The sequence below is a fragment of the Pacificibacter sp. genome, from assembly GCF_039769035.1.
In the GTDB taxonomy this organism is placed as follows: domain Bacteria; phylum Pseudomonadota; class Alphaproteobacteria; order Rhodobacterales; family Rhodobacteraceae; genus Celeribacter.
The window spans coordinates 1-11,749 of sequence record NZ_JBDMZG010000005.1; the positions used below are offsets into that span (position 1 = coordinate 1).

Below are 11,749 nucleotides of genomic sequence, written 5' to 3' on the forward strand. Positions count from 1 at the left end.
GCAGGCAATGCAGATCTGGCGGAAGATATTCGCAACAAAGTGAAATCCAGCATTGGCGATAGTCTGTCAGGCATTGTGCCAGGATCGCCAAAAGCCATGGAAGTCAAAGCGATCCTGCAAGCCGAAGGCCTGTGGTCGCAGTATCTTGAGGTTGGCATCGGTCCTGACGCCGAAGTGTTCACCAAATCGCAGCCCATGGGTGCGGTTGGCTGGGGCGCGTCTGTTGGACTGCATCCTATTTCAAGCTGGAACAACCCTGAACCCGAAGTGGTTTTGGCCGTGACGTCTAAGGGCAAAGTCGTGGGCGCGACCTTGGGCAATGACGTGAACCTGCGCGATGTCGAAGGGCGGTCTGCCTTGCTTTTGGGCAAGGCGAAAGACAACAATGCGTCCTGTTCCATCGGGCCATTTGTGCGCCTGTTTGATGACAGCTTTGGCATGGAGGACGTGCAAAACGCTGAGTTGAAATTGAACGTCACAGGCGAAGACGGCTTTGTTCTGGATGGTCAGTCCTCCATGAACAAAATCTCTCGCACGCCGCAAAGCATCGTCGATCAAACCATTGGGCGGCATCATCAATACCCTGACGGATTTTTCTTGTTCCTCGGCACGCTGTTTGCCCCTGTGCAAGATCGCGACACCAAAGGGCAGGGGTTCACCCATAAAATGGGCGATGTCGTGAAGATATCTGAGCCCAATCTTGGGACGCTCACCAACACCGTGCGTCTGTCAACCGAATGCCCTGCTTGGACTTTTGGCACTTCGGCACTGATGCGCAATCTCGCGAAACGCGGGCTGCTATAATTGAATTAGGGAGACAGGTTATGAAGGTTCTTATTCTTGGGGGCGGCGGCTTTGTCGGTCAAAAACTGGCAAAATCTTTGGCCGCACGTGGGACGTTGCGGGGGCAATCAATCGATCAGCTTGTGCTTGCAGACATTGTTGACCCGCCCGTGGTGGATGCGCCTTTCGATATTGAGGTTGCCACCTGTGATATTTCCGATGCGTCTCAAGTGGACGCGTTGATTTCAGACGATACCGATGTGATCTATCTTTTGGCCGCCATCGTGTCTGGCCAAGCCGAAGAGGATCTCGATTTGGGCATGCGGATCAATATGATGGGCACGCTGAATGTGTTGGAACGTTGCCGCGCTTTGCCGCATGCGCCCGTGGTTGTCTTTACCTCTTCTGTGGCATGCTATGGCGGTGATTTGCCGGATGTGATTACGGATCAAACGCTGCTCAATCCACAGACGTCTTATGGCGCGCAAAAGGCGATTGGCGAACTGTTGGTCAATGACTATTCGCGTCGTGGCTTGATTGACGGGCGCGGGTTCCGCTTGCCGACGATCTCTGTGCGACCGGGCAAACCCAATCGTGCGGCTTCGGGCTTTATGTCATCGATTTTCCGCGAGCCGCTGAATGGGATTGCGTCGAACTGTCCGGTCAGCCGCGACTTCCCACATTTCTATCTGTCACCGCGCAAATGCATTGAGAACTTGATCAAAGGGGCGGAGATTCCAGCCGAAGACTTTGGCAAAAATCGCTGCATGACGATGCCGGGGCAAAACCTGACCATCGGCGAAATGATCGACGCGATGACGGCTGTGGCGGGGCCTGAGCCTGAGAAATTGATCACTTATGAGGAGGATGAGGCCGTTTGGGCCATCGCCAAAGGCTGGCAATTCAAGATCGACACCGCCAAAGCGCGCGCGCTTGGATTGACGGCGGATGCGAGCTTTGAAGACAACATTCGCTACTACATTGAAGACGATCAGCCAAACGCTTGATCCTGTCGCGATAGGACCTAGACATGCAAAAGGGCGCCCGATTGAGGCGCCCTTTTCGTCAGTTGAAATGCGTTTAGTTGACGGGTGTCAAAAGGTCGGTGCCACTCAGATGCGCCGTAATATTGGCCAGCTGCAATTCCGCCATGGCGCGGCGGGTTTCTACCGTGCCTGACCCTTGGTGCGGCTGCAAAACGGCATTGTCCAAGGCATAGAACCGCTCGTCCACTTTGGGTTCGTCGTTGAACACATCAAGGCCCGCACCTGCGATGGTGTTGTTTTCAAGCGCTTCAATCAACGCCTCTTCGTCGATGGTGCTGCCACGTGAAATATTGACGATCACGCCGCGCGGGCCGAGTGCTGCGATGGCCTCACGCGAGACATATTTCTCGGTTGCTTTGCCACCCACAAGCGCGATGACAAGGTAATCCACAGCCGAAGCCAACGACACCACATCGCTGTGGAACGTCCAACCTGGCGTCTCTTTTTCAGAGCGCGCGTGGTAGTGGATGTCCATCTTGAACGCCGCCAAACGGTCGGCAATATCACGACCGATACGGCCCAAACCAACGATGCCCACGGTGGAGCCAGACATCTTGCGATTGAGCGGCAGGTTTTCTCCCGTGGCCCATTTGCCAGAGCGCACCCAAGCATCGCCTTCCACCATATTGCGCGATTGCGCGATCATCATGCCGACGGCCAAATCCGCCACGTCATCGTTCAAAACGTCGGGCGTGTTGGTGACTTTGATGCCGCGTACTGAGGCGTCTTCGACGTTGATCGCGTCATAGCCAACGCCGTAGTTGGCGATCAACCCAAGGTTTGGCAACAGGTCCATGGTTGCCCCGCCAAGAGGGTTGTGGCCTTTAAACGCGAGCGCCTTCACGGACGCGCGGCTGTCTTCGGACAGGACTGCAATGTCGTCATGCGACGCGGCATAGACCGCACTATGCGCGGCCTCAAGACGGTCGCGCTCTTCATCTGAAAAGGCCGCGCCAAGAATAAGTAGTGGTGTATCGGTCATTTAGAATGCCCTTTCAAAATTGTATTTATAACGTGCGCAAATTGAGCGTTGCCATACGAATATGCATTTTGGTATACCAAATTCAAGAGCCCATTCAGATCGAGACGAAATTGGGCTGTGCAATTTCATCAATCGAGGCAAACATGAACGACACAAAACAAACAATCGGCGTCATTGGATTAGGGTCTATGGGTTTTGGCGTGGCCCAGTCTGCGCTGCGCGCGGGCCACACTGTTCATGGCTTTGACATCAACCCCGCGCAAGTCGAGCGGTTCCAAGCTGAAGGCGGCGCATCTGGTACATTAGACGAGGTCGCGGGCGATCTAGATACCGTGGTCGTTATTGTTTTGAATGCAGCGCAAACTGAATCTGTTTTGTTTGGACCAGATGGCATTGCGCCTAAGATGCCTTCAGGTGCTGCGATCCTATCATGTGCCACCGTGGCACCAGAGTTCGCGCGCGACATGGAACGCCGCTGCGCCGAGATCGGTTTGCTTTACTTGGATGCGCCGGTATCTGGCGGGACTGGCCGCGCTGCAAGTGGCGAACTGTCGGTGATGTCTTCTGGCAGTGATGCGGCATATGAAAAGCTTGGTCCGACACTTGATGCCATTGCCTCGAATGTTTTCAAACTGGGCGATAGTGCTGGTGCGGGTTCGGCGATGAAAGCGGTGAACCAACTGCTTGTCGGCGTGCAAATCGCTGCCTGTGCTGAGGCTATGACCTTTGGCATGTCTCAAGGGATCGATCCAGAAATGATGGTCGATGTGATCAGTAAATCTGCCGGTACAAGCTGGGCGTTGGAACACCGAGGCCCGAAAATGGCTGTCGCCGATTACAGCCCGTCAAGCATGATCAACATTTGGCCAAAGGATTTGGGAATCGTTCAAGACATTTCACGCGGTTCTCAGTTTTCGACGCCGCTCGCGTCCACGGCTTTGCAAATCTATCTCACTGCGCAAGGCATGGGGCTGGGTCTTGAAGACGACTCTGCGATCACAAAAGTTTATGCAGCTCAATCTAACGTAACATTGCCAGAGCCAAAATCATGAGCACAGTATTTGGATGTATTGCCGACGATTTCACTGGGGCAACAGATTTGGCGGGTCTTATGTCTCGCTCGGGTGTTGCTGTGCGCCTACGCCTTGGGGTGCCTTCCGATCCGCCAGAAGAAACAGATGCGTTTGAAGTGATTGCGCTGAAATGCCGAACGTCTCCGGTTGACGAAGCTATTGCCGAATGTCGTGCGGCACTGGCTTGGCTCAAAGCAGCAGGGGCGGAACATTTCTTTTGGAAATATTGTTCGACGTTTGACAGCACCCCAGAGGGAAATATCGGCCCTGTGGCGGAAGCTTTGATGCAAGACCTTGGCACCGATCAGACGATTTACTGTCCTGCGTTTCCGGAAAACGGTCGCTCTATTTATATGGGGAATCTGTTTGTGGGGCAGCAGCCTTTGGCGGAAAGCCCGATGAAGGATCATCCGCTGACACCTATGACTGACAGCAATTTGATGCGCCTCTTGGCCCCTCAAGTGACAAAGCCTGTGGGTCTTGCTGCGCAGCGCGTCGTGGCACAAGGCGCTGAAATGCTGCGCAGCGAACTGACGGCATTGCGTGCTGAAAACACGGCTCATGTTGTTGTTGATGCAGTTGCTGATGCGGATCTTGAGACCATTGCGCGTGCCTGTTGGGACATGCCGTTGATGACGGGTGGCAGTGCGGTCGCGATGCCTTTGCCGAAGATCTATGTTGAACAAGGGTTGTTGCCTGCAGATGCACCAAAAGTGAGCGCGCCTGACTTGCCAGCAGAAACAATTATTGTGTCGGGCAGTTGTTCGCAAATGACGCGCGCTCAGGTTGCCGACTATGCCGCCAAAGCGCCGAGCCTCAAGCTTGATCCAATTGATTTGGCAGCCAATGGTGTGGGCGTGGCCCTGGCTTGGTTGGCGGATCAAGATCTTACCAAGGCGCCATTGATTTATGCCTCAGCTGAGCCAGAACAAGTGCGCGCGGCACAACAGGAATTGGGGACCGCACGCGCTGGCGCAGTTGTCGAAGACGCTTTGGCGCAATTGGTTGTGGTTGCACGGACCCAAGGTGCTCGCCGCATTGTTGCTGCGGGGGGTGAAACCTCGGGCGCTGTTGCAAAGGCGCTGGGCATTTCTGATCTGGCGATTGGTGCGGAAATCGCGCCTGGTGTGCCTTGGTGCTACGCAACATCAGCTGGCCATGAAATCGCTATCGCTTTGAAATCAGGTAACTTTGGAAGCGAGACGTTTTTCACGGACGCCTTGAACGCATTGGAAGCATCATGAGCAGTGAAACACAGCTGCGCGACCAGATTTGTTTGCTTGCAAAATCGTTGTTTGATCGCGGTCTGACTGGTGGCAGCACTGGAAACATCTCAGCACGCACCGAAGATGGCGGGCTTTTGGTGTCTCCGACAGGCACGAGCTTTGGGCGGTTAGATCCGTCCAAGCTTAGCCGTTTTGATGCCAAAGGTCGCTTCGTGCATGGTGATCAACCGACGAAGGAAATGCCGCTTCATACCGCGTTTTATGATACACGCTCAACGGCTGGTGCGGTCGTTCATTTGCACTCTTGTCATTCGGTCGCGCTCTCGATGTTGCCGGACGCGGACCACGATAATTTCATCCCCCCCGTGTCGCCCTATGCGATCATGAAGTTGGGCAAGGTGAAGCTTTTGCCATTCTTTTTGCCGGGCGATCCTGCAATGGGTGAGGCAGTGCGCGGGCTGGCTGGAAAGCGTTCTGCGGTAATGCTTGCCAATCATGGACCTGTCGTTGCAGGCAAGGATATTGAGGCGGCGTGCAACGCTATCGAAGAGCTTGAGGAAAGCGCAAAGCTTGCGTTTATGCTGCGCAGCATGAAGGCGAATATTTTGACAGAGACGCAGGTCCGACAAGTGGTCGAAAAATTTGACGTGGAGTGGGACGAATGAAGTTTTCAGCCAACCTAGGGTTTCTCTGGAACGATCGCACGTTGCCCGAAGCGATCCGTTGTGCAAAGGCCGAAGGGTTTGAAGCTGTAGAATGTCATTGGCCGTATGATTTTGAAATAAAAGATATTTCTGAGGCTTTGGCCGAGACTGGACTTCCCATGCTTGGTCTCAATACGCGCCGTGGTGATACCTCAAAGGGCGAGAATGGATTGTCTGCTTTGGTCGGCCGCGAGGTGGACGCGCGCGCAGCAATTGATGAGGCAATCACCTATGCTGCGGCTTTGAATGTGCCAAATGTGCACGTCATGGCGGGGTTTGCGCAGGGGGCACAAGCACAGCAGTGTTTCGTTGAAAATCTGCAGTACGCTTGTGAAAATGCTGCGCAGCATAACATCACGATTTTGATCGAACCGTTGAATGCATATGATGCGCCAGACTACTTTTTGTCGACGACGGAACACGCAAAACAGATCATCGCGGCCGTCGATCGTGCCAATCTAAAACTGATGTTTGATTGCTATCATGTGCAATTGATGGAGGGCGACATTGGCCACAGGCTTAAAGCTTTGCTGCCGATGATTGGCCACATTCAATTTGCATCTGTTCCTGATCGTGGTGCGCCTGATAATGGCGAGCTTAACTATGCGCATGTCTTCAGCGTCATTCGTGATCTTGGATATACCGCGCCACTCGGGGCGGAATACAAACCGATTGGTGACACGCGTGATACGCTCGGTTGGATGGAAACATTGCGGATGAAAGCGACGTAAATCAGCAGCGCTCGAGCTTGAGTTTATCGTGGCGTCCCAAATTGGGGCGCCATTTTTTTGCCCCGTGACATTGCCGCCTGTTCGCGTATCTAGCGAATGTTTGGAAGGTGGTTACTCTCGCGTAACCTAGGAACAAATCGTTGCCTCCTTTACGGTGCAGACCTCAGTCTCTATCTGAGACTTGTATTCGAATTGAACCTTAAGGAAATCCAATGGCAAAACGCGTTCTTGTGCTGGGTGGTACAGGTCGGACAGGCCGTCACGTCATTGATAAAGCTTTGGCGGCAGGATGGGCGGTCAATGTGTTGGCGCGACGCCCAGAGGCCGTCACTCAAAGTGACGACAATCTCACGGTCTTCTCAGGGACGCCTGAGAATTTGGCGGATGTTGAAGCCGCGATTGCAGGGTGTGACACCGTCATCGCAACGATGAATAATGCGCGTGCCAAGGATTCCCCATTTGCGAAAATCGTCAATTCGCCCACGCTTTTGACGGATTGTTTTGCCAACATTATCGCTGCGATGAAGACAAACGGGGTTCGCCGTGTCGTTCAGCTAGGGGCCTCAGGTGCAGGCGATAGCTTCGCCGCTGCTCCTTGGATCTTTAAGCTGTTTATCAGAAAGACCAACTTGGGCGTGGCCTACCGCGATCACGAAGGTGTCGAGTCGGCCTTGGCAGCGTCAGGGTTGGATTGGACTGTAGGACGTGCTGTGGCCCTTGGGGACAAGGCTGGCAACGTGACCGAAAGCTATCTGGTGGACGGCAAACTAGAGCCCAAGCAATCGATGCAAATCGGCCGCGAAACTGTCGCGCAGTGGTTGGTTGATGCGGTGGATCGTGACGAGTTGCACGGAAAAACGCCTATTATCTCTCTTGGGTAAATGCGCAAAATGCACGCTTTTCAGTGAAATCAAAACCATGGCGGGCGATGTCGATGATCGCTCGCCATCGCTTTTTTTTAGCGGCCCAACACGTCTCTGACGGCGGGTGCGACTTCGGTTCCCAAGAGTGTGATAGATTTCTGCATCCCAGCAGGTTCAAGCATGGCGGTGCTCATTTGGAACGTGATGCGAGACACGCCGCCCATGACTGGATCGGCCGCAATCATTTTGTCGCGCACTGTTTGCGGACTTCCGACAAGAAACGCACCTTCAGGACCGCACATCGCGTTGAATTGCGCGCGGCTGGCGGGCGGAAATCCACGCTCGGCGCCAATTTTGTTCATCACGCTTTCCCAGCCAGGATAAAAGGCATCTCGTGCTGCGTCGTCGGTTTCGCCGACAAAGCCCATGGCCTGCACGGCGATTTTAAGGTCTTCGCGCTTGTGTCCAGCTGCTGCGCCCGCTTGGTAATATAGGTCGATCAGGGGGCGGAACCGCGCGAAGCTTCCGCCGATGATGGCGATCATCAAAGGGAGGCCCAAAGCGCCCGCGCGTGCGAATGAGGCAGGGGTGCCGCCAACGCCCAACCAAATTGGTAGCCTGTCCTGAACGGGGCGGGGGTAAATGCCCTGACCTGTCAGAGCAGGGCGAAACTTGCCGCGCTACGTGACATGGGTTTCTTCGCGCAGCTTCAAAAGCAAATCCAGTTTTTCGGCAAACAGAGCGTCGTAGTCGCTTTTTGAGAAGCCAAACAACGGATAGGCTTCTACAAATGATCCACGTCCGGCGACAATTTCAACGCGGCCTTTCGAGATAAGATCAATCGTTGCGAAATCTTGAAAAACCCGCACGGGATCAGCGGCACTGAGAACCGTAACCGCACTGTTCAAGCGGATGTTTTTGGTGCGTGCCGCGGCAGCCGCCAGAATGACAGCAGGGGCCGAGTCAAGAAATTCTGCGCGATGGTGCTCTCCAATGCCAAAAGCATCTAACCCGACGCGGTCCGCTGTTTCGACCTCATTGAGCAAGGCTTCCATCCGTTCGGCCGCAGGCACAAAGGCCTGATCTTTAACTTCGGGCAAAAACGCTGCGAAGCTATCAATTCCGATTTCCATTGTTGTTCTAATCTTGTGGTGGCGATGACACTTCGCTGATGCGTTGTCTCAGTATGGTTCCGCTCGGTGCGCCCGAGTGGTGTGATTTGGCACGGTGCGTGCAGACGCAGAGGTGATCTGGTCTTAACTTATTTGAGTGCGGCGGAGAGCCCGTTTGGACCTGCTAAGAAATCCAGAAAGCTGCGCACCTTGGCGGGCAGATAGCTTCGATCCGCATAGATCGCTTGAATTTGCAATTTCGGCCACGCGATTTCGGGCAGCACGGCTTCTAGTTTGCCCTCTGCCAAATCACTTTGTGTGGCCCAATTGGGGAGCATGGCAAATCCCATGCCCGCGATGGCGGCTTGTTGCAGAATGCCTTCGTTGCCACTGACCAAGATAGGATTGAACTTGATATCAACCCCGTCAGAACCGCCAAATTTCACCCGCCCATCTGCGGCAACTTGAGTATAAGCGAGCATGGGCGCGTCATCCAGTTCGTCTACAGACTGGGGGCGACCAAACCTGTCGAGGAATGCAGGCGCGGCCACCAATTGGAATGTTACCTCGGCCAATTTGCGTGCGATCAGCCCTTCGTCCAGCTTAAACGCAACGCGCAGGGCGAGATCGACGCCTTCTTCGACCATGTTGATTTTGCGCCCACTTAGGTCGAGGTCAAATGTCACATGCGGGTTTTGGTCGTGGTAGGCCGCCAAGATGTTCGCAAAGGCTGGGTTTTCCATCCAACCGGGCATTGAGAGCCGCAATCTACCGCGTGGAGACAGCGCGTCCGCCGTCAATTGCGCTTCGGCTTCGCTTAAGCCCTCAAGCAAAGGGCGGACCGTTCGCAAATACTGTGCGCCTGCTTCGGTCACACTCACGTTGCGACTGTTTCGGTTCAGTAGCCGTGCACCAACATGCGCCTCGATGTGCTGCACATGTTTACTGGTCATTGCCGGAGACAACCCCATGCGGTCGGCCACGACGGAAAAGCTTTTGTGTTCGGCGACCGCGGACAAGACGCGCAGGCTTAGAAGAGTGTCCATGATTATCAACCCTGAGTAAATGGTGCTTTCATTAATGCACTGATGATCTTCTAAATGGAAACCTTTAATTGTAGGTCAGTAAACAAATAAGCACCCCAGTTGGGCATTCAAAAAAGTGAAACGCATGACTACGATTGATACAAACACACACACAACTGGCAAACGTTGGAACATTGGTCTTTGGGTGGCACAAGCGGCCTTGGCAGCGATGTTCTTGATGGCGGGCTCTATGAAGCTGATGTCTGGACCGGCTGACTTGGCAGCTATGGGGATGATGTGGGCCGAAAACGCACCTGTCGCCTTGATCAAATTGATTGGCTTGGCCGAAGTGGCCGGCGCTTTGGGCCTGATCTTGCCCACCGCCACACGCATTATGCCGGATCTGACGAAACTGGCCGCAGCCGGTTTGGCCGTGATCATGGTATTGGCCGCTGGCGTGCACACAGTTCGCGGTGAGTTCGAAGTGTTGCCGATGAACGCCATCTTGTTCGCACTGGCTGCCTTTGTCATCTGGGGTCGCAGCAAAAAGGCGCCCATCGCGCCGCGCGGTTAAACCCTGCCCAAACCTAACTTTGCGCGCCTTGTTTGAAACAACGGGGCGCGCATAGACCTTTATTTTTTCTTTGATGCGATTATGACTGAAGTATCCCTTGCCCCAACACCGACAGCGACCCCAACCACCACAGAGGCTCCACAGACAGACCGTTTGTCATGGGGTGTTGTTGAATTGCAGGTCACAGATCTGAAACGTTCCGTAGACTTCTGGACCTATGCTTTGGGTCTGATTGAGCGTGATCATGCGGGCGATGGCGTGGCCCTTGGCACCTCAGCCAAGACGTTGATTGTGTTGCACGGTGGCGCAAAGAAACCAGTCGCTGCACCTTACACTGGCATGTATCACGTCGCGATTGGCGTGCGCACACAGGCTGAGTTTTCACGGGTGCTCGCACGGCTGATTCACTTGAATGTACAGGTCGGACCGACGGATCACCTGATGGCGAAGTCGCTGTATCTGCATGATCCAGATGGTTTGGAAATCGAGATCACCTATGAGACGCCTGAGCGCTTTGGCCGCTATGGCGACATGTCACAAACGCTCGTTTTATATGACGTTGACGGCAATCCGCACAGCGGGCGCGGGCCTTTGGATGTGCGCGCTGAGCTGGCCGCTGCAAAAGGGGCCGACGTTATGGCACCTTTGGACGACGATACGTATCTTGCGCATTTGCACTTTAAAGTGGCCGATATCGAACCTGCTTTGGATTGGTTTGAAACGCTTGGATTTGCACGTCACTTGACGCTGCACAACTGGGGCTTTGCGGACATGAGTGCAGGCGCGCCCAACACGCACCGCTTGGCGATGAACATCTGGGCGGGTCCACATCGTCCAGCCATGCCAAAAGATATGGCTGGCCTAATCCGCTATGAATTGTTCACCAACGATACAAGCTATGTAGAGAAGTCGTCGTTGTCACGGATACAGGACGGGTGGCAAGGCCGCGATCCTGCTGGCGTCGCAATGACGGTGCGCGCGCAGTAAGCGCGTGCCCCCCTAAACGTTTCACACGAAAGGAGATCGCTATGACTGTTTCACCACAAGCCTACCATCCCGCTCAGAAAATTCTGCATTGGGTTGTTGTGCTGGGTATCCTTGCGCAATGGTCCTTGAACGAACCGATCGTGCGGGTGATCGAAGCGATGCAAACCGGTGGCACGCCCGTGGACGGCGATATGACCATGGCATTGGTGCATGTCAGCATCGGGTCCGCGATTTTCCTATCTGTGCTGGCGCGTTTGGTTTTGCGTATGCGTCACGGGGTTCCTGACCATGCGCTAGGCACGCCTGAGATGCAGGCACAGATCGCCACATGGATGCACCGCGCGCTCTATGCGACCTTGATTGCGATGGTGATCACGGGCGGGATGACATGGAATGGTGTCGCGCCATTGGGTGATTTGCATTTCTACTTCAACATCTTGCTGTTTGCCTTGGCTTTGGCCCATGCCGCAGCGGCGCTGTTCAACCAGTTCGTGCGCAAAGACGGCACTCTGCGCCGGATGATGTAACCACAGCACAATCGCAAGACTTCAGAGCGCGGCGACGGTCAGACAGTGCCGCCGCGCTCATAAATCAACAGTAACGATCCATTGGAACAGACCATGCGCCGTATTTTCTTTGCCAC

General features: G+C 54.5%; 12 protein-coding genes and 1 pseudogene. 10 read left to right on the top strand and 3 right to left on the bottom strand.

The features are described from left to right. Both ABF287_RS00240 and denD read left to right on the top strand, forming a co-directional pair. Positions 1-804, top strand: an 804-nt coding sequence (locus ABF287_RS00240; protein WP_347183018.1) for a fumarylacetoacetate hydrolase family protein, incomplete at its 5' end; no start/stop codon positions are given. A 20-nt stretch (positions 805-824) separates the two neighbouring features. Continuing rightward, on the top strand, positions 825-1,790 hold the full coding sequence (gene denD / locus ABF287_RS00245) for a D-erythronate dehydrogenase (protein ID WP_347183019.1): 966 nt from the start codon (positions 825-827) through the stop codon (positions 1,788-1,790). A 73-nt stretch (positions 1,791-1,863) separates the two neighbouring features. Here denD and ABF287_RS00250 read toward each other — a convergent pair whose 3' ends face one another. After that, complete coding sequence (locus ABF287_RS00250) at positions 1,864-2,811, bottom strand: 2-hydroxyacid dehydrogenase (protein WP_347183020.1); 948 nt, start codon at positions 2,809-2,811, stop codon at positions 1,864-1,866. A gap of 143 nt (positions 2,812-2,954) precedes the next feature. Between ABF287_RS00250 and ltnD the strand changes: the two genes are divergently transcribed. The 5 genes from ltnD to ABF287_RS00275 all read left to right on the top strand — a co-directional run bounded on the left by ltnD (position 2,955) and on the right by ABF287_RS00275 (position 7,426). Continuing rightward, positions 2,955-3,863: an L-threonate dehydrogenase gene (gene ltnD / locus ABF287_RS00255; protein WP_347183021.1), complete on the top strand. Its 909-nt coding sequence runs from the start codon at positions 2,955-2,957 to the stop codon at positions 3,861-3,863. Beyond that, a complete protein-coding gene (otnK, locus tag ABF287_RS00260) occupies positions 3,860-5,128 on the top strand; it encodes a 3-oxo-tetronate kinase (protein ID WP_347183022.1) in 1,269 nt (422 codons plus the stop codon). Before ltnD ends, otnK begins: the two co-directional genes overlap by 4 nt. Continuing rightward, the gene (locus ABF287_RS00265; protein ID WP_347183023.1) at positions 5,125-5,775 is read left to right on the top strand and encodes an aldolase; all 651 of its coding nucleotides are present in this window, start codon (positions 5,125-5,127) and stop codon (positions 5,773-5,775) included. Before otnK ends, ABF287_RS00265 begins: the two co-directional genes overlap by 4 nt. Continuing rightward, on the top strand, positions 5,772-6,545 hold the full coding sequence (locus ABF287_RS00270; RefSeq protein WP_347183024.1) for a TIM barrel protein: 774 nt from the start codon (positions 5,772-5,774) through the stop codon (positions 6,543-6,545). Before ABF287_RS00265 ends, ABF287_RS00270 begins: the two co-directional genes overlap by 4 nt. A 212-nt stretch (positions 6,546-6,757) precedes the next feature. Beyond that, positions 6,758-7,426 carry an NAD(P)H-binding protein gene (locus ABF287_RS00275; RefSeq protein ID WP_347183025.1) on the top strand — a complete coding sequence of 223 codons (669 nt, stop codon included), beginning with the start codon at positions 6,758-6,760 and terminating at the stop codon, positions 7,424-7,426. A 77-nt stretch (positions 7,427-7,503) separates the two neighbouring features. On the opposite strand, the pseudogene ABF287_RS00280 reads toward ABF287_RS00275, so the two are convergent. Together ABF287_RS00280 and ABF287_RS00285 are read right to left on the bottom strand one after the other, a co-directional pair. Beyond that, positions 7,504-8,541, bottom strand: a pseudogene (locus ABF287_RS00280) (Atu2307/SP_0267 family LLM class monooxygenase). Positions 8,542-8,669: 128 nt separating this feature from the next. Further along, positions 8,670-9,566 carry a LysR family transcriptional regulator gene (locus ABF287_RS00285; RefSeq protein WP_347183026.1) on the bottom strand — a complete coding sequence of 299 codons (897 nt, stop codon included), beginning with the start codon at positions 9,564-9,566 and terminating at the stop codon, positions 8,670-8,672. A gap of 124 nt (positions 9,567-9,690) precedes the next feature. Between ABF287_RS00285 and ABF287_RS00290 the strand changes: the two genes are divergently transcribed. The 3 genes from ABF287_RS00290 (at position 9,691) to ABF287_RS00300 (ending at position 11,633) form a co-directional block, all read left to right on the top strand. Further along, positions 9,691-10,119, top strand: coding sequence for a DoxX family protein (locus ABF287_RS00290; RefSeq protein ID WP_347183027.1), 429 nt, complete (start codon positions 9,691-9,693; stop codon positions 10,117-10,119). An 81-nt stretch (positions 10,120-10,200) separates the two neighbouring features. Then, positions 10,201-11,106 carry a VOC family protein gene (locus tag ABF287_RS00295; RefSeq protein WP_347183028.1) on the top strand — a complete coding sequence of 302 codons (906 nt, stop codon included), beginning with the start codon at positions 10,201-10,203 and terminating at the stop codon, positions 11,104-11,106. 41 nt (positions 11,107-11,147) lie between these two features. Continuing rightward, positions 11,148-11,633: a cytochrome b/b6 domain-containing protein gene (locus tag ABF287_RS00300; RefSeq protein ID WP_347183029.1), complete on the top strand. Its 486-nt coding sequence runs from the start codon at positions 11,148-11,150 to the stop codon at positions 11,631-11,633. The last annotated feature ends 116 nt before the right edge of the window (positions 11,634-11,749 follow it).